Here is a 20255-nt window from a genome sequence, read left to right as displayed (position 1 = left end):
GGAATCGCATCCCGTGCCCCGCTATACCGAAACGGTGAAAGGCCAGAGGGCCGAAATGGCAAGGGAACGGGGTGCAAGGGGAAAGGCCCTACCTCGAAAAGGCCAAAAGGCCTCCCGATCGGCCCGTCATCAGGACACCCACATGCTTTCCCTGTTCCAGCGAAAACGGCCCGCGGTCGCTACCGCTCCAACGCCACCACCCGCATCCGACCTCCCGAAAGGGTTGATGCGGCCCGAGTCGGCCGCATCGCTGCTGGCCACCCCGCGTCGGCAGAAGCTGCTGGAGCACATCTGGCAGCGCACGTCTCTGTCGCGCAAGCAGTTCGCCGTCCTGTACCGCGCGCCGCTGGAGCGCTACGCCGAACTGGTTCAGGCCTTCCCGGCTTCCGAATCGCATCATCATGCGTACCCGGGCGGGATGCTCGACCATGGCCTGGAGATCGTTGCCTATGCCCTCAAGCTGCGGCAGTCCCATCTGCTTCCCATCGGCGCAAGCCCCGAGGACCAAGCTGCGCAGGCTGAAGCCTGGACTGCTGCGGTCGCCTATGCCGCGTTGTTGCACGACATCGGCAAGATCGCCGTCGATCTGCACGTCGAACTGGCCGATGGCTCGCTGTGGCACCCGTGGTACGGTCCGCTGCACCAGCCGTACCGCTTCCGCTACCGCGACGATCGCGAATACCGCCTGCACAGCGCGGCGACGGGCTTGCTCTACCGCCAACTGCTGGACACCCAACTCCTGGACTGGCTCAGTGACTATCGCGACCTGTGGGGACCGCTGCTCTACGTCCTGGCCGGCCAGTACGAGCATGCCGGTGTGCTGGGCGAACTCGTGGTGCAGGCCGACCGCGCCTCCGTGGCCCAGGAACTGGGCGGCGATCCGGCGCGCGCCATGGCCGCGCCCAAGCACGCGCTGCAACGCAAGCTGCTTGACGGGTTGCGCTACCTGCTCAAGGAAGAGTTGAAGTTGAATCAGCCCGAGGCCTCCGATGGCTGGCTCACCGAGGATGCCTTGTGGCTGGTGAGCAAGACGGTCTCGGACAAGCTGCGCGCGCACCTGTTATCGCAGGGCATCGATGGCATCCCTGCGAACAACACCGCCGTCTTCAACGTGCTGCAGGACCACGGCATGTTGCAGCCCACACTGGACGGGAAGGCGGTCTGGCGGGCGACCGTGACCAGCAACGCCGGCTGGACCCACTCATTCACGCTGCTGCGCCTCGCACCTGCGCTGATCTGGGAGGCTGGCGAGCGACCGGCGCCGTTCGCCGGGACGGTAGCGATCGACACGTCACCTGTCGAGAAGCACGCCGCTGCGGCATCGTCGCCGGAGGTCGCGGCGAAACCGACCCCAGGAGGTCAGGAATCGCCGCCATGGGAAGGCGGCAGCGCTGCTGACCCAATTATCGCCCCCCTGGCTGAGGCCATGCCCGACGTCATGGAGGATCTGCTGACGATGGTAGGAATGGGCGATTCGTCCGCCACACAGCAGGATGAGTCAACCATCCCCACCGAACTCTCTGCCACACGCCCTGAAGCACCACCACCATCGATCGTGGCATCTTCACCCTCATCACCGGCGCCCGCGGCCACACCAGCAGCGACAACGGTGCAGCCATCTGGCGAGCACTTCATGGCATGGCTGAAACAGGGGATTGCCTCGCGTCGGCTCATCATCAATGACGCGAAGGCACTCGTGCATACCGTCAGCGATACCGCATACTTGGTCAGCCCAGGAGTGTTCCAGCGATACGCTCAAGAGCATCCGCAGTTGGCAGCCATTGCCCGCCAGGAAAAACTGGAGCCGTGGCAGTGGGCACAAAAGCGCTTCGAGAAGCTGGCCGCGCACCGCAAGCAGGCCAGCGGCCTGAACATCTGGACTTGTCACGTCTCAGGGCCGCGCAAATCGCGGCAGTTGCACGGCTACCTGTTGACGCAGCCCGGTGCGTTGTTCGAGCGAGTGCCGCCCAACAACCCCTACTTGTGCCTCTTCAACGAGGAGGCGGGGCGTGAAGTCTCGCTGGCTGCGAAATGAGGATATCCAGTGGGCGCGGTCCGGATGCCCGCTCTTCGGTGCACAGGTCAGAGCGTAACCCCATGGGAAATGCCCTGCTGCGCCGCCCGGTATCGTCCGGGGGTCATACCCGTCCAGTGGCGGAACGCGCGGTGGAAGACGGCAGGGGCACTGAAGCCCAAAGCATCGGATATCTCCTCCAGTGAGCTGTCGTTGCGCACAAGGTGGAGGATGGCCAGATCCCTGCGCAACTCATCCTTGATGCCCTGGAACGACAGCCCTTCCTGCTGCAGCTTGCGCATCAATGTCCGCGAGGACATGTGCAGCCGGCTGGAAACATCGTCCAGCGTCCGTCCGAGATCCACATGCAGCAGCTCACGCACCTTCAGCCGGAGGGCGTGCTGGTGGTAGGAGGTGAAAATCCAGTCGCGCGGCGCCCGCTCCAGGAAGCTGCGCGCGTCGGACGCGCTGCGTTTCGGCCGGACCTTTGCGAGTTCGGCGTGAAAGGTGATCTGAGAGAGGGGTCCGCAGAAATCGATCGGGGCCGGAAACAGGATCGAATAGTCGGCTGCAAATGATGGGCGTGGAAAAGCGAAGGCCACACTGCGCACCGGGACCTCTCGGCCGGCGAGCCATGACACGATGCCGTGCGTCAGCTTCAGCATCAGTGCGTGCCCGAATCGGTTCCCCCCCGCTTTGGAAGACCGCGGGACAAGTTCCAAGCGCAAGGAGGCGTCTGCCTTCGTGAGACTCAGCCTGTAGTCGTCCAGCAGCAGGTTCCAGACCTGCGTGAAGCGATACAGCGCTACCTCGATGCTTGGCGCGTCCATGACCGCTCGGACGATGTACTTCAAAGCGCCGGTCCGTATGGGCCGGCTCCACAGTCCCATCATTTCATCGCCGGTGGCAGCGGCGCTTCGTCGGTACAGCCCGACCAGTTGATCGTGCGTCAGACGCGAGCCGGGGTGGCTGATGAATGCCTTCACGATGCCGGCCTGCTGCAGGCAGCGATCCAGGGCCTGGTCCGAGCACAGCGAGCGCAGGCTGCGCAGCAGGTCCTCCACCAGATCGCATGAGACCGTGGCCGCCGCGACGGCATTTGGGCTCGCAGGAAGTCCTCTTGGCGGCCTGACGAGATTGTCAGTTTTTGCAAATTTCACGGCGCTATTGGCAATTGAGCCCAGCATCCCCGGTAAGTAATCTACGGGCATGGAAAAGGTAAAGGCCCCTCAATAGTATCGGCTGCGAGGTTCGACCGCGATTCCGGCGGTCTCTCTGCACTTCGCGCCCAGGCCAGGCTCAGTGCGCAAGAATTGGCAACATTGGCATAGATCCTCGGCCTTGAACGGATGGTCCGCTTCAGTGCGGGCCATGCCGTCACCGCAGCGGCGAGGCGGCCGATGCCTGCCGGACCGAGCATATCGACCTGCCCGCCGCAGACCACCATGTTCATGACCCACTGCAAGGAGAACTTCATGTCCGAGCCCATTCTGCTGACCTCCGAACAAGACAACATCGGCATCGTCACGCTCAACATGGCGCACAAGCGCAACGCGCTCAATGAGGAAGCGATCGCCGCCATCGACGCCTATTTCTCAGCGGTGCCCAGCCACATCCGGGCCATCCTCCTGACGGCCAAGGGCGATCACTTCTGTGCCGGCCTGGACCTCAAGGAACATCACGACAAGGCACGCAGCGGCGTCGAGTTCATGCGCGTCTGCCAGGGCTGGCACCGCGCGTTCGACAAGATCCAGCATGGCGGCATTCCCGTGGTCGCCTGCCTGCAGGGAGCGGTCGTGGGCGGCGGGCTGGAACTGGCCAGCGCAGCCCACGTGCGCGTTGCCGACAGCCGCACCTTCTTCGCACTGCCCGAGGGCACCCGAGGCATCTTCACGGGCGGCGGCGCCACGGTGCGCACTGCGCGGATCATCTCCGCCCCTCGCATGGTGGAGATGATGCTCACCGGACGGGTCCTCGATGCGCGGGAGGGCCGCGAACTGGGTTTGGCCCACTACGTATGCGACATCGCGAAAGGCGACACGCCCGCACCCGAGTTCGCCCTGACCCTCGCAAAGAAGATCGCGGGCAATGCGCCCCTTTCAAACTACGCCATCGTCAGCGCCATCAGCCGCATCGCCGACATGTCGGCCACGGACGGGCTGTTCACCGAGGGGCTGGTGATGGCCATGATCCAGCAGGGTGACGATGTGCAGGAGCGCCTGGGCGATTTCGTGAACAAGAAGGCGCACAAGGTCCAACTGAATGCTTGATCTTCAAGACGCGCGCTACCGGCCTCGGCCAGCGATGCGCGACCGCGTCATGGCTGGGCTCAGGTCACTTGCAAGGACCCCCTGGCGCCCATCAGCAACTCCACCACATCGGGTGCGTTGATGACGCTAAAACGCGGGTCCATCTGCGCGGCGGTCATACCGTTGTGGATCATGCACGAGCCGCAGATGGCAATGCGACCTCCCTTTTCCAAGAATTTCTCCAGCAGATCGGCAACGGGTTCGAAAGGCTTGCCGATGTCCAATCCAGCGGCCGCGCCGGGTTGTCCCAGTTCCACGGCTTCCACCATCAGGATGATGGTCGCCGTATGTCCCTTGAGCAGCGCGTTGAGCGCCATGATGAAGGTCACGGTCACCTTGTTGGGATTGCTTCTTCCGTCAAAAATGGTCGCAACGAAGTCGGTGGTCTGCATGGCTAGGTCCTTGTGATAAACAGCGACTGTGGGGATGCGAGTTGGAGGGTGCAAAGCTCTGGCACCGGATGCAGGCGGTCCGCGGCGCCGCACGACGGACCGGGCCCAGGCTACGGGGCGCTGGCCGGCGCGCCCGGAATGCTGGACAGCGCCGCGAACTCGTTGAAGGCGGCCACCGCGTTCGATGCGTACATCGCCGACGGACCCCCTCCCATATAGATGGCCACGCCCAGGGCCTCATGGACCTCCGCAGCCGTCGCGCCGAGCTTGACCAATGCCTTGGCATGAAAGCCGATGCAGCCATCGCACCGCGCGGCCACGCCGATCGCCAACGCGATCAGCTCTTTCGTCTTGGCGTCGAGTGCGCCGTCGGCGATCGCTGCCTTGCCCATCTCACCAAAACTCTTCATGACCTGCGGCACTCCCTTGTGCAGGGGCGCCAGGTGAGCCACCACGTCCTGCGTCAGTTGCCGGTAACTTGTCGTCATCGCGAACTCCTCATGGTTTTGGAACATCGAATATGAAACCGGGTTGACCCGCACGCTCGACCGGACCCAGACGGCTTCATGGCGCAGCGGCCGCCGCCGACTGCCGGCGGTTGCGCCAAGCCAGCCAACCCAGCAGGGCCAGCACGAGCGCGATGAGGGGCAGCATCAGGCCGTTGATGGTTTCCCAGCCCGAGGTGTTCAGCAGCCGGCCCGACCCGAACGAGGCGACGGCCACGGTGCCGAACACCAGGAAATCGTTGAGTGCCTGCACCTTGGCGCGCTCGGGCGCGGTGTAGCAGTCGGTCACCAGCGCCGTGGCGCCGATGAAGCCGAAATTCCAGCCCACGCCCAGCAGGATCAGCGAGCCCCAGAAGTGCAGAAGTTCGAGGCCGGCCAGGGCCAGCAGGCCAGAGGTGCCGATCAACACCAGTCCGCACGCCGTGATGGCGGTCTTGCCGAAACGCGCGATCAGGTGGCCGGTGAAGAAGCTCGGCGCAAACATGGCGAGCACGTGCCACTGGATGCCCAGCGCCGCCTCGCCCACGGTGTGGCCGCAACCCACCATGGCCATCGGCGCGGCCGTCATGATGAAAGCCATCAGGCCGTAGGACACGATGCCCGCCGTGACGGCCACGACGAAGCCTGGACTGCGCGCGATCACTGCCAGCGGGCGCGCCGCGCCCACGACGGCGGACGCCTGGGGCGGCGGCATGCGCAGCATCAGCAGCAGCGGCAAGGCCAGCAGCGCCAGGCCCGCCTGCCCGAGGAAGCTGCCAGCGAACGGCGCCATGGGCCAGGCGTCGCGCGTCCAGATGACGACCTGCGGGCCGATGACCGCGGCGATCAGGCCGCCGATCATGATGCGCGAGATGACGGTGGCGCGCTGCGGCGGCGGCACCGCATCGCTGGCCGCGAAGCGGTAGCTCTGCACGCACGCGCCGTAGAAGCCAGCCATCGCCGTGCCCACGCAGAAGGTCTCGAAACTGCCCCACAGGACGCCCAATGCGGCGATGAGCCCGGACACCGAACCCAGCAGCGCCCCCAACGCATAGGCCGCGCGCCGGCCCAGACGACGCATCAGCAGGGCCGCAGGGATGGTCGACAGCGCCAGCCCCAGGTTGTAGAGGCTGACCGGCAGTGTGGCCAGCGAAGGGTTGCTGGCCAGCATCTGACCCACGATGCCGCCCAGCGAAATGATGATGGGTGGCGCGGCGCCGCCCAGCGATTGGGCGGCCATCAGCAGGCCCACATTGCGGCGGGCATCTGTCGCAGCGGGCGGTGGCAGCGAAGCAGGTGGCGTCATGAACGAATCAGGAATGAGGTGTCAGGCGAACCCACGCCGCAGCATGAGAACACCGGCAGGAAGACCTGCCGCACTTCCTGCCTTCGAGGAAGTGCCTTGATATTTTATTAGCTTATGCTAAATTAGATACATGTTAAATACAAGCTGCCATGATGGTTGACAAGAAAGACCAGTCGTTTCTACAGGACGGCGCGGCCAAGGCTGCGGCCATGCTGCGGACGGTCGGCAATGAGCATCGCCTGCTCGTTCTCTGCCTGCTGATCGAGCATGGCGAGATGACCGTCGGTGCCCTGCACGAAAACGTGGCGCTGAGCCAGTCCGCCTTGTCCCAGCACCTGGCCAAGATGCGCGAGGAAGGCCTGGTGACCTATCGGCGAGAGTCGCAGACCCTGCACTACCGTATCGACAACCCCGACGTGGCCAAGCTCATCGCCACGCTCAAGGCCATCTTCTGTCCCTGATCCACCCTCGGAGGCCATTGCCATGTCCCTGAAATCCATCTCGCCCCAAGCTGCCAGCGAACTCATGAACCAGGGTGCCGTTCTGGTGGACATCCGTGCGGCGGACGAACATGCCCGTGAGCGCATCGCGCAGGCACGCCATGTGCCGATGGACCGCTTGCGAAGCGGCGGCCTGCCGCTCGACGGCGCTTCGGCAATCATCTTCCACTGCCGCTCGGGCAACCGGACGCGGGTGAACGCCCCGACGCTGGGGGCATGCACGGCCTGCGAGGCCTACGTGCTTGAAGGCGGGCTGGACGCCTGGAAGAAGGCCGGCCTGCCCGTCGTGGCGGACGCCTCTCAACCCCTGGAGCTGCAACGGCAGGTGCAGATTGTTGCGGGGTCCTTGATCGTGCTGGGTGCCGTGCTGGGCGCCACGATTTCGCCATGGTTCCATGTGCTTTCGGGCTTCGTGGGCGCGGGGCTGGTCTTCGCCGGTGTCTCGGGGTTCTGTGGGCTCGCGCGCGTGCTGATGCGCATGCCCTGGAACCGCCGCGCGCTGGCCGGCTGAGTCTACGGGTGGGGAAGCGATTTCTTCACTCGGCCGCCGGTCGGCAAGAACATGCGACGGCAAGTTTTTAATTTTGAGTTAATTCGACCCGGACACCATCTGGCATGTGAGAACGACCCACAAACATCCGATCAAGGGAGCTTGGGCGACAACAGACGGGTCATACATTCAGCGAGGCAAAGACACCGTGAAGATCGAACCCTTCTTTGACGAGGACACCAGCACCTTCAGCTACATCGTGCTGGACACGAAAAGCGGTCAGTGCGCCATCATCGACAGCGTGCTCGGCTACGATCCTAAATCCGGCCGCACCTCGCGCGCCGGCGCGGACCGCATGGCCGAGCGCGTGCGGGAACTGGGGGCGAGCGTCCAGTGGATTCTGGAGACGCATGTGCACGCAGATCACCTGAGCGCCGCGCCGTATCTCCATTCGTGCCTGGGCGGCCGAACCGGCATTGGGGCGAACATCCGTACCGTACAGCAGGTGTTCGGCCAGCTCTTCAACGCCGAGCCGGCCTTCGCGCGTGACGGCCGGCAGTTTGATCGTCTGTTCGACGACGGCGAGACCTTCATGCTCGGCACGCTGCAGGTGCGGGCCATGCATACCCCCGGCCATACGCCCGCTTGCATGACCTATCTGGTCCAGGACAACGCCACACCTGAAGCGCCTGCCGCAGCCTTCGTGGGCGACACGCTGTTCATGCCCGACTATGGCACGGCGCGTTGCGACTTTCCGGGTGGCGACGCGCGCACACTGTTCCGCTCGATCGGCCGCGTGCTGTCGCTGCCGCCGGAGACCGTGCTCTACATGTGCCACGACTACCGCCCCGGGGGGCGCGAGCTTCAATGGAAGACCACCGTGGCCGAGGAGCGTGCGCACAACATCCATGTGCGTGACGGCATCAGCGAGGATGACTTCGCGGCCACGCGCGAGCAGCGCGACGCCACGCTGGCGATGCCCGTGCTTCTGCTGCCCTCCGTGCAGGTGAACATGCGGGCCGGCGAGTTGCCGCCTGCCGAATCCAACGGCGTCCACTACCTCAAGATTCCCATCGATGCCCTCTGAGAGCGGCACCGACCGGCTGAAAGGACAATTTCCGGGCAGGAGACCCTCATGGACATCAAAGCCTTGGACCAGGGACTGGCCGTCAGCGGCCAGATCGCTGCCACCGACCTGCAGGCCATCGCCGAGGCTGGCTACCGCTCGGTGATCTGCAATCGGCCCGATGGAGAAGCGGGCGATCAGCCCGGCTTCAGCGAAATCGAGCAGGCCGCCCAGTCACTGGGTATGGCGGCGACCTACCTGCCCGTCGAGTCCGGCAAAGTGACCGACCAGCAGGCCCAGGCCTTCGGGACGCTGATGACGCAACTGCCCGGCCCGGTGTTCGCCTACTGCCGCACCGGCACGCGCTCGGCCACGCTGTGGGCGCTGAGCCAGGCGCAGCGTCAGCCGTTGGCCTCCATCCTCGAAGCCGCGCGCGGTGCCGGCTACGACCTGTCCGGCGTGGCCCGGCGCATCGCCAACGGCGGGCGCACACCCACCGAAGTCGTGGACGCCACGCATGACATCGTGATCGTCGGCGCGGGCGCGGCGGGCATCGCGGTGGCGTCCAGCCTGCTCGCGCGCAAGCCGGACGCGGACATCGCCGTCATCGACCCGGCGGATGTGCACTACTACCAGCCGGGGTGGACGATGGTGGGCGCGGGCATCTTTCCGCCTGCGCACACGGCGCGCACGATGGCGAGCGTGCTTCCGCGCGGCGTCAAGTGGATCAAGATGGCCGTCGCCGCGTTCGAGCCCGAGCGCGACGCCCTCGTGCTCGATGGCTGCCGCGTCGTCAAGTACCAGCAGCTCGTGGTCTGCCCGGGCCTGAAACTCGACTGGAACGGCATCGAGGGCCTACCTGAAACACTGGGCCGCAACGGCGTCACCTCCAACTACCGCTACGACCTCGCGCCCTACACCTGGGAACTGGTGCAGAACCTCAAGAGCGGCCAGGCCCTGTTCACGCAGCCGCCCATGCCCATCAAATGCGCGGGTGCGCCGCAGAAGGCGATGTACCTCTCGGCCGATCACTGGAAGCGGCAGGGCGTGCTCAAGAACATCCACATCGAGTTCTGCAACGCGGGAGGCGTGCTCTTCGGCGTGCCGGACTACGTGCCCGCGCTCATGGAGTACGTGAAGGCTTATGGCATCGATCTGCAATTCAGCAACCAGCTCGTGGCCGTCGATGGCGCAGCGCATGAAGCCACCTTCATCCGCACGAACGCCGACGGCACCAAGGAGCGCGTCACCCGTCCATTTGACCTGCTGCACGCCGTGCCGCCACAGAAGGCGCCGGACTTCATCCGAGTGAGCCCGCTGGCGGACGCTGCGGGCTGGGTGGACGTGGACCCGTCGAGCCTGCGCCACAAGAAGTACGCCAACGTCTTCGCACTCGGCGACTGCACCAACACCACCAATGCCAAGACTGCTGCGGCCGCACGCAAGCAGGCGCCGGTGGTCGCGCACAACCTGCTCGCCGCCCGGAGCGGGTCCACGCGCCTGGCCAGCTATGACGGCTATGGCTCCTGCCCGCTCACTGTCGAGCGCGGCAAGATCGTGCTGGCGGAATTTGCCTACGGCGGCAAGCTGGCGCCTTCGTTTCCGAAATGGTTCATCGACGGCAAGCGGCCGTCATCGCTGGCGTGGCTGCTGAAGGAACGCATCCTGCCGCCGGTCTATTGGGACGGCATGCTCAAGGGCCGCGAATGGCTCGCGCATCCTGTCCTCTCGGACGGGTGAGCCGCCGCATGCGTCATCGCCGGGACATGGGAAACCGACGCTCATAGTGCGGGCGAAAGGAGGAGCGGCATTCGGCCCTCCGAGCCTCAACAGCGGCTATCCCTGCCAGGGGAGACTGTCCTTCGGGATGCGGGTGGTTATAACGGATACGTGCGTCCACTGTGATTTCCTGGCACTAGGCGAACAAGCGATCGTCCCGCCCCCTGCCGATGCTGACCCCAGGCGCAGCGCCGGTGTCTGCCGCGAGGCGGCCGAGACCTTCGCGTCACGACGATTCGAATATCCGGGCCGACTGTATTTGGATCTCGCCATCCAGACAGTCCACGGTCAAAGAGCGCGGGGCACCTCGAAAAACACTCTTAACTTTCGCTTAATCGAGGCTGACCATCATTCCCGTGATTCACATGCGACATTCATAAAAACAATGCTGAGGCAAGCCCTGATGGAACACTATCGCCAACACCAGTGGTTGGCATCGGAACCAATTCGGATGGTTGCGCGCCATTTCTGGAGCGCCCATGAATGAAAGCCTAGGGTTTCTCCTTGCTCTGAGCTTTATCGTCTCGCTGGCGGCTCTGGGCGCGTTGATCTGGTCCATCGTGACGCGCCAGATCCATGCGGGAAAGAAGGAGGCTTCGACCATATTTCTGGAGGGCGAGGCCGGCTCCCCGGATGATCCATCTTCATTCGATGAAGGGGCGGCCGAGCATCGATTCGACGCCTTGCGTGCCGGCGTCGACGCCCCGGGTCGGAACGTCGTACTGGTCCTGTCCATCGCTTCCTTCCTGTTCCTGATCGTTGGCTCGCTGTTCGGGATGATCGCCTCGCTGAAGTTGCACTGGCCCGACTGGCTGGCGAGTCAGGCGTTCACCACCTTCGGGCGCGCGCGCACCGTCCATCTGAATCTGGTCGCGTACGGCTGGCTGTCCACAGGGGGCATAGCGGTCGCGCTCTGGATCATCCCTCGCATGTTTCATACGCCCCTGCGAAGGCCCGCAATGGCGATGGTGGGCGCGGTGCTGTGGGCCCTCGGCGTGGCGGCCGGTGCCATTGCCATTGCCAATGGATGGAGCGACGGCCTGGAGTGGCTCGAAATCCCATGGCAGATCGACATCGTCCTGGCCCTCGGCGGCTTCTTCATCGCATGGTCCGCCATCGCGACGACCCGAAAACGCAACGTTCACCACATCTACGTCAGCGGCTGGTACTACCTCGCGGGACTGGCATGGTTCCCCATTCTGTTCTTCATCGCGAATATCCCGGGCCTGCATTCAGGCGTGCAGCAAGCCACCACCAACTGGTGGTTCGCGCATAACGTGCTTGGCCTCTGGCTGACACCGCTGGGGCTGGGTGCTGCCTATTACCTGATTCCCAAGATCATCGGCAAGCCGATCTATTCGTATAGCGTTTCGCTGCTGGGCTTCTGGGGCCTTGCCTTGTTCTACAGCCAGGTGGGTATTCATCACCTGATCGGTGGGCCCGTGCCGACGTGGGTGGTCACGCTGTCGATCGTGCACAGCGTCATGATGTTCATTCCTGTCATCGCGGTGGCGATCAATCAGCACGTGACGGTCGCGCAGAATTTCTGGGCGTTCAAGGAGTCCATGGCGCTGCGCTTCGTGTCCACGGGCGCATTGATGTACACGGCCGCATCCTTCCAGGGATCGCTGGAGGCTGTACGGGCCATCAACTCGATCACCCACTTCACGCACTACACGGTGGGGCATGCGCACCTGGGAGCTTACGCATTCGTCTCCATCGTGCTGTTCGGCGCCTTCTACTATCTCTTGCCCTACCTGACGGGCAAGAACTGGCCCTGTCCGCGACTCATCGCCATCCACTATTGGCTGACGGTCCTGGGTTTTCTGATCTATTTCCTGTCATTGACCATCGGCGGTTTCCTGCAAGGCATGTCGCTGCTCGATCCACAGACCAGTTTCGCTGACATCACCCGCAACATCGTGCCGTATCTCGAAGGTCGATCGGTGGGCGGCGGCATGATGACGCTGGGACACTTCGTCTTTGCCTTCCATGCGATGGCCCTACTCTGGTCGAAACGGCGAGGTGACGCATGAACCGGCTGATTCCATTGTTCGTCGGCGCTGTCGGAATCTTGGTGTTCGCGACCGTCATGCTCGTGGTGCTCCCCGGCCTGCAGGTCCGTACGGTCCAGGCACCTGCGCAGTTGCAGAACTACACGATCGAACAGCTAAGAGGCCGTGCGCAGTACGTGGCCAATGGCTGTGTCTACTGTCACAGCCAGCAGCCTCGTTCGAGTGGCCAGACGCTGGCGGATCAGGCCCGGGGCTGGGGAAGGCCGTCCACGCCGGGCGACTACGCCTACGACGCTCCCCAACTGCTCGGGACGATGCGCACCGGCCCCGATTTGCTGAATGTCGGGGTGCGCCTGCCGAGCCGGGACTGGCAATTGACCCACCTGTACCAGCCCAGGGCCATCTTCGACTGGAGCATCATGCCTTCGTACCCCTTCCTCTTCGAGGTCAAGGAGAAGGCCGCGCCCGGCGAGGTCGTGGTCAAGTTGCCGCAGGAGTACCGTCCCGCGGACGGGAAAGTGGTGGTGGCCCGACAGGAGGCGCTCGACCTGGTCGCGTACCTGTTGAGCCTGGACCGTTCCTACCCCGTCAGCGCCAAAGAGGCGACATTGCGTGATCGTGGCTACGATCCGAAAACTCAGAAGGGCCCGCGTCAATGAGGGGCGAGATGAAATCCGAGCTGAGCGGCAAGGGGCGTCGTGTTCAAGACGTAGACCCGACATTCGACCCCTGGGAGCAATCGCGTCCCATTCCCTTGTTTGTGCTGGCCATCTTCCTGGCGCTGGCGATCTGGGGCGCTTTGAGCTACATCGCCGACCTGGCGCCGAATCGCGGGGCGGCGATTGGCGGGACCGTTGCGCCGAAGCAGCAGGCGCCCGCAGTTCCCGATGACGCGCCGGTGCTCGTCTTTCAGGGCAACGACATCGTCTGGGCCTGCGCGTCATGTCACGGCGACCACGGTGCTGGCGCGGGGCTGACGCCCGCGCTGGCCGGCCTGTCCGAAGCCTACATCGCGAAGCAACTCCACGACTTCGCTACCGGAAGCCGCCCCAACGAGTCCATGCGGTACGTGGCCAGTGCAATGAGCGCCGAGGAGATCGGGCAAGTCTCGGCCTATTACGCTGCGCTGCCGCACGTTGCCGGGCCGCCCGTCGATCTGGGCGGAGACGCGGCGCGTGGAGAGGCACTGAGCCGAACGGGCGACTGGAAAAAGGATATCCCGGCGTGCGTGACCTGTCATGGCCAGCAGGGTGAGGGTGTCGGCGGCCATTTCCCTGCGCTGGCGGGTCAGCAGCCCGAGTACATCTTCCACCAGTTGGTCTCATGGAAAGGCGGCCATCGCCACAATTCGCCGCAATCCTTGATGGATGACATCGCGTCGCGCATGTCGGACCAAGACATGCGCGATGTGGCTCAGTATTTCGGATCTTTGCGTCCGGGCAGCAAAGGAGGCAATCATGACGAACAACGGTGATCGCCGCTCTGCGCACACGGGGACACTCCGGCGTGCCGGTTATGCTGCGGCGCTGGGTCTCCTGCTGTTTTCGGCAGGTTACGGCGTCTACGAGAGCGGCGTGATGGGGTATCTGTACAGCGCGATCAGCGGCAAAACGGTCACGATTCCTTCGGCCGCGCCCTATTCGAGAGCAGATATGGAAGCTGCTCGCAAGGCCTACGCAAAAGACGCCAAGGCGTCTCCGCCCGGTATGCCCGTCGGTGCGGACGGCTACTACCTCCCGCCTGCGGAGGATGACATTCCGAAAGGACCCTATGGCGATGCCATCCGGCGAGGAATGAAAATCTTCACCGACACTGGCGCCATGGTCAAAGACCACGTGGGCAATTCGCTGGCCTGCGCGAACTGCCACCTCGACTCGGGACGGCGAGAGAATGCCGCACCGATGTGGGCGGCCTATGCGTCCTACCCCGCTTTTCGCAGCAAGACCGGGACCATCAGCACGCTCGAAGACCGGATCATGGGCTGTTTCACCTATTCGATGAACGCCCAGGCGTCGTCCTCCGGGAAACCGCCGCCCGCTGGCAGCGATGTGTACCGCGATCTCATGACCTATATGGCCTGGATGGCCGATGGGCTGCCCGCCGGCAACAAGCCGCGCGGAGCGCTCTATCCCAAGGTGCCGAAACCAAAGGACGACTACGACGTGGGCCGAGGTCTGGCGGTCTATCAACAAAATTGCGCACTGTGCCATGGTCCTGATGGACAGGGCACGCGGGAGGAAAACGGCAAGATGAGATTTCCCCCGCTTTGGGGACCCGAGTCGTACAACTGGGGCGCCGGCATGGCCCGCATCGATACTGCAGCGGGCTTTATCTGGGCGAACATGCCGCTTGGAAAGCCATACAGTCTGACAGAACAGGAGGCCTGGGACGTGGCGGCATTCATCAACAGCCACGAACGCCCCAAGGACACACGCCAGACCGGAACCGTGGCTGAGGCGCTGGAGAAATACCACGAAGGTGAGCAAAGCTACTACGGGAAGGTCGTGGGCGGAAAACTGCTTGGGGTTGGAACGGATGCCAAGAGCGGACCGTAGTTCCGGTGGGGATTTCGACTATGAGCAGGCCCGTGTGGCGGGCCGGATGGTGTTTTTCGTAGACGGGCTTTGGTGCGTGAGCTGTGCGATGGCCTTGCAGCGCGTCCTGCAGCGTGTGCCCGGCGTGGTCTCGGCGACGGTGAATTTCACCTCCGGTTCGGCGCTGGTGACCTGGGTCCCGGAGTCGATCGACTTCCCCTTGCTGCTGCGAAAGGCCGAGGGTCTGGGCTACGCACTGTCCCCGTTGAAAGGCAGCGACGAGCTGGAAGCGGCCCTGCAGCGGCAGGCCAGGAAGATCCGCTTGCAGTTGACCGTCGCGGTCGTCTTCGGGATGTGGAGCATGCTGGGCTCATGGGTGCTTTACCTGAACGCCGACGAGGCGGCGGCGCTCGTCATCGCCTGGGCCAGCGTCGTAGCAAGCCTTCCCGTCGTCGGATATTCGGCGTGGGATTTCTACCGCGCCGCCGCCCGTTCGCTGCGCGCCGGGATCGCAGGGATGGACGTCTTTGCCTCTGTTGCTGTCCTTGGCTCCCTCTTTGTGTCGGTCGGGTCCCTGGCCATGGGGTCCGTGGCGATTTACACCGACGCCGCCACCATGTTGATCACTTTTCTGCTGATCGGAAGATTGATCGAAATCCATGCCCGGCAGGAGAGCGGACTTGCCGTACAAGCATTGCGCAGCCTTGCGCCGGAAACCGCGACGAAGCTGACTTCTGCCGGCGGCGAAAAGGCCGAGAGCACCGTCCTGCTGGCAGAGCTCGCGCCCGGTGATACCGTTTTGATACGCGCCAACGAGCGCATCGCGGTCGATGGCATCGTCGTAGCGGGACAGTCGGCCGTCGATCTCTCGCTGCTGCAAGGCGAGTCCGCGCCTCGCAGCGTTCAGCCTGGCGAACGGGTCTTCGCCGGGTCCGTGAACCTGCGCGGACCTCTGACGGTCCACGTGACCGCCGGTGCGGGGGACCGACGATTGGACGTGCTCGGCCTGCGCATGCTTGAGCTGTTTGGCGCTCGTTCGTCGTTGTCCGAGACGGCCGAGCGCTTCGTCCGGATACTGCTCCCGGTCGTGGTGACGGCATCTCTGCTCGCCTTCGTCCATTACCTGTGGAACGGCTCAAGCGCAGACCAGGCGTTGCTCGGTGCGCTGAGCCTTCTGGTCGCAGCCTGCCCTTGCGCGGTCGGTCTGGCGATGCCGCTGGCCTACGCCTTTACCTGCCGCGAGGCCGCGCGGCGCGGCGTCCTCCTGAGAGACTCCGCGAGCGTCGAAGCGCTCGCCAGGGCAAGGATCATGGCGTTCGACAAGACCGGCACATTGACGTGCGGTCAGATGCGTATCGTCAGCATCCAGACGCGGCACGGGGGGGCCGAACAGGACCTCATCGACCTTGCGGCAAGGGCCGAGGCCGGCGTCGCGCACCCCATTGCACACGCGGTGGTCCTCGCGGCCCGGCAGTCTGGAATGAGCAGCGCGTGCGAGCCCGACGGATGCCAGGTGACGGCGTGCGCGAAAGGCGTGACGATGCATGTCCCCGGCGGCGAGACCGTGTGGGTGGGTGAAAGGCATTGGCTGCTCGCCGCGGGAGTCGAGGGCATGCCGCCGGAAGATGGCCTGCCAGGGCTGGTACACGTAGCCAATGGCCGGGATTGGCTCGGCTCCTTGCGTCTGCAGGATGCCCCTCGCGACGACGCCCGTTCGTCACTGCAGCGGTTACGTGCGCAGGGATTGAAACTCTGGTTGCTGACCGGGGATTCCAGCGCAGCGTCCGAACGCCTGACGGCTGACCTGGGCATAGACTTCGACCGGGTCGAGGCCGATTGCTCTCCGGAAGAAAAAGCCGACATCGTGGCAAAGAGCCCAGCGCCTGTCGCATTCGTGGGCGACGGCGCCAACGATGGCCTGGTCCTGGCCCAGGCAGCCTGCGGAATCGCCATCCCAGGATCGAGTTCCGTGGCTGTTTCCGCAGCCGGGGTGGTGATCGCGCACGGCAGCGTGGGCGCTGTCGTCGAGACCCGTGAGTTGGCTCGCAAGTTTGATCGCATCGTCCGGCAGAATCTCGCATTTTCCGTCGTGTACAACCTCGCCGTGATTGTCGTGCTGTTCGAAGCAGGCGTGACGCCCTTTGCCGCCGCGCTCGCCATGCTGGCCAGCAGCGCGTCGGTGCTCCTGAACACCTGCAGGCTGCTGCAGGGCCGCGTCGTCTGTGACAAGTCGATGCAGGCCAAGCCGGCTGCGTCCTGAAAGGAGCACTGGAATGCTCAGGCTGTGAGCAGGCTTGCGCGGTGGCGAAATGCCGCGACCTTGGCGTTTGCCGGTAGCGCACATGCGTTGACGTTCGCCCCGGATCCGTTGCCCCAGTGGTCGCTGCCCATCGTTCAAATCCTCGCGCTGGCGGTGCTGGCACGCGCCAGCTTTGCCGCCGAGCGCGGCCGGCAGGCATTCCTTCGCGGATGGGCGTTCGGCTTCGTCAATTTTGCGGTCGGCTTGTACTGGCTGTTCATCAGCATCCATGACTACGGTGGTTTGTCCGCGCCACTGGCCGGTGCGAGCGTCGTGGCGCTGTCTGCCTTTCTCGCGCTGTTTCCCGCTCTTGCCTGCGCGATCAGCAAGTGGCTGCAGTCTCGCACTCGGCGGGGAGCAGCGCTGTCACAAGTGCTGGTCTGGTCAGCTGTCTGGGCCGCCTCGGAATGGCTGCGCGGCGTGCTGTTCTCGGGCTTTCCGTGGCTGAACATTGGCTACGCCCATGTGGACAGCCCCTTGGTCGGCTGGGCGCCGTTGCTGGGCGTGCATGGCGTCGCGCTGCTCGCGGCGTGCGCCTCGGGGACCGTGGCGTTCCTGTCGCGTCCGGCCGCGGCTTCCATGCGCTCGAACGTGTCTTTGCTGGCGACGGTGCTGATCCTGATCGCCACGGGATGGACACTTACTCGCCTCGATTGGTCGACGGCCGAAGGCGAGCCGCTGCATCTGAGGCTAGTGCAGGGAAACATCGATCAATCGCAGAAGTTCGACCCGACCCTGCTTGAAGACGGCATCGCCAGTCACTTGCGGCTGGCCGCACAGCCACCGGGCCCCGGAGAGCCGCATCCGGACCTGATCGTCTTGCCAGAGACCGTCGTGCCCGTATTCCAAGACCAGCTCGACCCGATGATTTGGAAAACCTGGCTCGACGTAGCGGCGAACCAGCGCAGCACGATCGCGATGGGCGTCCCTTTGCACAGCATGGCGGCCGACGGCAGTTCGCGCTACACCAACAGCGCCATCGGCTTCGACTCCGGCACGCCGTTGCAGCAGCTTGTCGACGCCTCCGTGCCGCTACGCTACGACAAGCACCACCTCGTGCCCTGGGGCGAATATGTACCGGCTGGGTTCGAGTGGTTCACGCGGATGCTGAAAATGCCGCTGGGTGACTTCGATCGTGGAGCCCCGGTCCAGAGACCATTCTCGGTGAATGATCAGCATTTGGCGTTCAACATTTGCTACGAGGATGTTTTCGGTTCCGAGCTGCTCCCGTCGCTCCTGCCGACCCCAGGCGCAGGACCCGGCGCGAGCGTGCTCGTGAACTTGAGCAACCTCGCTTGGTTCGGCCAGACCTGGGCGCTTCGCCAGCATCTGCAGATCGGGCGGTTGCGCAGCATCGAGACCGCTCGGCCTATGGTGACCTCCACGAATACAGGCATCACGGCCTCGATCGATCCGAAAGGACGGGTCGTTGCCGCTCTGCCGCCACATCGGCCGGGCGTGTTGTCCGCGACCGTACAAGGCATGAGCGGCCTGACGCCGTATGTTCGCTATGGCGACCAGCCGGTCCTGTTGCTGGTAGGGATAGTATTGGCTGCTCTCGTACGGCGCCCGACCCCACGGTAGTCGCAAGAGCGGCAGCCGCACGAGCACCGCCATGCGCCTGATCCCTGGCGGATGCCTACTCCGAAGTCAGGCGCTGGATCGAACGAAGGCGAACCACATCAGCACGCCTGCGTCCATTGGCTGTGACCGCGCTATCCCTGGCAGGGTCCGAACCTACGGTTTTGAATCCAAGCCACGCCCTGCAGGCCTAGCTTGACCTTTTTTGGGTGCGGGGTCGGTGGGCACGAGAAATTTCGCAACCAGGCCTCCGCCTTCCCGGGGTTCGAGATTCAGGGCCCCACCAAATCTCTCTGCAATGGCCCGAACGATCGAAATGCCCAGGCCCGCCCCGTCCTTGCTCTTTCGGCCCTGATCACCGCGCCAGAAACGTTGGCCAATTTGGCATGCCTGCTCGGCAGTCAGCCCGGGGCCACGGTCCGACACGCTAATCACACACTGCTGTGCATTCGGATCCAGGAACACGCCCACCTCGATGGCCGTATCTCGCGGCGAATAGCGCATCGCGTTGTCAACCAGATTGCGAACCGCCGTTTCCAGCATCGACTTGGGCACCGGGGTTCCGATGTCCTCGCCGCTGACGTTCAACGACAAGCGCTCTTTTTCTGCGGCCTTCCACTGTTCCAGCACGCCGCCGACGGAAGCGACCACCGAAGTGCAACCATCCGCCTTGTCGGCAGACGTCTCGGCGCGGGCCAGTATCATCATCTGGTCCAAGGTGCGCCTCAGCCGCTTCACGCCTTCCTCTGCACTGGAAAGAGAGGACGCCACCTCGTCGCCTTCACTGATCCGGGCCACCTGCAGGTGCGTATCGATCACGGTCAACGGCGTGCGCAGCTCGTGCGCCGCGGCGTCGGTGAATGCCCGTTGGCTGGCGAGTGTCCGTGCCAGGCGCTTGAGAAGCCCATTCATTGCGTCCAGAACCGGGCGCAGTTCCGAGGGTGAATGGTTGACGGCGATCGGGGACGTGTCGTCCGCGTGTTTGTCGCGCAATTGCTGCGACAGAGCCTCCAGGGGGGCGAGCCCCCGTCCGATGCCGATCCAAAGGGCAGCCAGGCCGCCCAGGAAGGCAATCAAGAAGGGCACGCCAGCCACGCTTAGCAATTCGTTGATCAGCATATCCCGCTGATCCACGCGATCCGCCGTCGTGATCTGGTAGCCATTGGCACGAAGAACGTAGACCCTCCACTGATGTCCCAAAACGTCCCGCGTGCTGAAGCCGGCCGGCAGTGACTCGAACTCCGAGTGAGGTCCGGTGGTCGTTCGTGCCAGGATCTCTCCCTGCAAAGACCGGATTTCGCATGCGATGCCCTCCTTGCCGCTGACGCGCACCGCCTCGGTGAAGTCGTTGGACGCTGCATTCGGAGCCAGCGCGGCGCGTTCAAGAAGCCCCGACACCATGCGTGCCGACATGGCAAGACGACCGTCGAGGGTCCGGTCGAGATTGGAATGAACGCCGCGCATCATCCAGCCGGCGGCAGCGCC

At 64.3% G+C, this 20255-nt stretch carries 17 protein-coding genes; 12 read left to right on the top strand and 5 right to left on the bottom strand.

Annotation, left to right across the window (positions count from 1 at the left end; genetic code table 11):
- The first annotated feature begins 142 nt into the window (after nucleotides 1–142).
- Nucleotides 143–2035, top strand: coding sequence for a MobH family relaxase (gene mobH / locus QRO95_RS01295; protein WP_004350623.1), 1893 nt, complete (start codon nucleotides 143–145; stop codon nucleotides 2033–2035).
- Nucleotides 2036–2082: 47 nt separating this feature from the next.
- Here the strand turns inward: mobH and QRO95_RS01290 are convergent, their stop codons facing one another.
- On the bottom strand, nucleotides 2083–3225 hold the full coding sequence (locus tag QRO95_RS01290; RefSeq protein WP_023120494.1) for an AraC family transcriptional regulator: 1143 nt from the start codon (nucleotides 3223–3225) through the stop codon (nucleotides 2083–2085).
- Nucleotides 3226–3489: 264 nt separating this feature from the next.
- On the opposite strand from QRO95_RS01290, the gene QRO95_RS01285 reads away from it, so the two are divergent.
- A complete protein-coding gene (locus tag QRO95_RS01285) occupies nucleotides 3490–4284 on the top strand; it encodes a crotonase/enoyl-CoA hydratase family protein (RefSeq protein ID WP_004350627.1) in 795 nt (264 codons plus the stop codon).
- Nucleotides 4285–4343: 59 nt separating this feature from the next.
- Here the strand turns inward: QRO95_RS01285 and QRO95_RS01280 are convergent, their stop codons facing one another.
- The 3 genes from QRO95_RS01280 to QRO95_RS01270 form a co-directional block, all read right to left on the bottom strand.
- On the bottom strand, nucleotides 4344–4715 hold the full coding sequence (locus QRO95_RS01280) for a DsrE family protein (RefSeq protein WP_003149783.1): 372 nt from the start codon (nucleotides 4713–4715) through the stop codon (nucleotides 4344–4346).
- A 110-nt stretch (nucleotides 4716–4825) separates the two neighbouring features.
- Entirely contained in the window at nucleotides 4826–5203 is a 378-nt protein-coding gene (locus tag QRO95_RS01275) for a carboxymuconolactone decarboxylase family protein (protein WP_004350630.1), read from the bottom strand.
- Between the two features lie 76 nt (nucleotides 5204–5279).
- The gene (locus QRO95_RS01270; RefSeq protein WP_004350634.1) at nucleotides 5280–6506 is read right to left on the bottom strand and encodes an MFS transporter; all 1227 of its coding nucleotides are present in this window, start codon (nucleotides 6504–6506) and stop codon (nucleotides 5280–5282) included.
- 152 nt (nucleotides 6507–6658) lie between these two features.
- Between QRO95_RS01270 and QRO95_RS01265 the strand changes: the two genes are divergently transcribed.
- From QRO95_RS01265 to lnt, 10 genes are all read left to right on the top strand, one after another.
- A complete protein-coding gene (locus QRO95_RS01265) occupies nucleotides 6659–6967 on the top strand; it encodes a helix-turn-helix transcriptional regulator (protein WP_227492951.1) in 309 nt (102 codons plus the stop codon).
- A 22-nt stretch (nucleotides 6968–6989) separates the two neighbouring features.
- A complete protein-coding gene (locus QRO95_RS01260; protein ID WP_004350638.1) occupies nucleotides 6990–7517 on the top strand; it encodes a rhodanese family protein in 528 nt (175 codons plus the stop codon).
- A 187-nt stretch (nucleotides 7518–7704) separates the two neighbouring features.
- The gene (locus QRO95_RS01255; protein WP_003149790.1) at nucleotides 7705–8583 is read left to right on the top strand and encodes an MBL fold metallo-hydrolase; all 879 of its coding nucleotides are present in this window, start codon (nucleotides 7705–7707) and stop codon (nucleotides 8581–8583) included.
- A 48-nt stretch (nucleotides 8584–8631) separates the two neighbouring features.
- Nucleotides 8632–10302: a bifunctional protein tyrosine phosphatase family protein/NAD(P)/FAD-dependent oxidoreductase gene (locus QRO95_RS01250; RefSeq protein WP_004350643.1), complete on the top strand. Its 1671-nt coding sequence runs from the start codon at nucleotides 8632–8634 to the stop codon at nucleotides 10300–10302.
- A gap of 518 nt (nucleotides 10303–10820) precedes the next feature.
- Entirely contained in the window at nucleotides 10821–12377 is a 1557-nt protein-coding gene (locus tag QRO95_RS01245; RefSeq protein ID WP_003149798.1) for a cbb3-type cytochrome c oxidase subunit I, read from the top strand.
- Entirely contained in the window at nucleotides 12374–13015 is a 642-nt protein-coding gene (locus tag QRO95_RS01240; RefSeq protein ID WP_003149800.1) for a cbb3-type cytochrome c oxidase subunit II, read from the top strand. The genes QRO95_RS01245 and QRO95_RS01240 overlap by 4 nt, the downstream gene beginning before the upstream one ends.
- A gap of 8 nt (nucleotides 13016–13023) precedes the next feature.
- Nucleotides 13024–13830 carry a cytochrome c gene (locus QRO95_RS01235; protein ID WP_023120493.1) on the top strand — a complete coding sequence of 269 codons (807 nt, stop codon included), beginning with the start codon at nucleotides 13024–13026 and terminating at the stop codon, nucleotides 13828–13830.
- Nucleotides 13814–14911 carry a c-type cytochrome gene (locus QRO95_RS01230; protein ID WP_004350647.1) on the top strand — a complete coding sequence of 366 codons (1098 nt, stop codon included), beginning with the start codon at nucleotides 13814–13816 and terminating at the stop codon, nucleotides 14909–14911. The genes QRO95_RS01235 and QRO95_RS01230 overlap by 17 nt, the downstream gene beginning before the upstream one ends.
- Nucleotides 14892–17150 carry a cation-translocating P-type ATPase gene (locus QRO95_RS01225; protein WP_011517003.1) on the top strand — a complete coding sequence of 753 codons (2259 nt, stop codon included), beginning with the start codon at nucleotides 14892–14894 and terminating at the stop codon, nucleotides 17148–17150. The genes QRO95_RS01230 and QRO95_RS01225 overlap by 20 nt, the downstream gene beginning before the upstream one ends.
- An 87-nt stretch (nucleotides 17151–17237) precedes the next feature.
- Entirely contained in the window at nucleotides 17238–18773 is a 1536-nt protein-coding gene (gene lnt, locus QRO95_RS01220; protein ID WP_023120491.1) for an apolipoprotein N-acyltransferase, read from the top strand.
- Between the two features lie 153 nt (nucleotides 18774–18926).
- Here the strand turns inward: lnt and QRO95_RS01215 are convergent.
- Nucleotides 18927–20255: ATP-binding protein (locus QRO95_RS01215; protein WP_285301524.1), on the bottom strand; the 1329-nt coding region annotated here is incomplete at its 5' end.

Origin of the sequence: Stenotrophomonas maltophilia group sp. Smal13 (genome assembly GCF_030236855.1) — a bacterium.
GTDB lineage: Bacteria > Pseudomonadota > Gammaproteobacteria > Xanthomonadales > Xanthomonadaceae > Stenotrophomonas > Stenotrophomonas maltophilia_A.
This window is presented reverse-complemented; position numbering and strand designations above follow the sequence as displayed.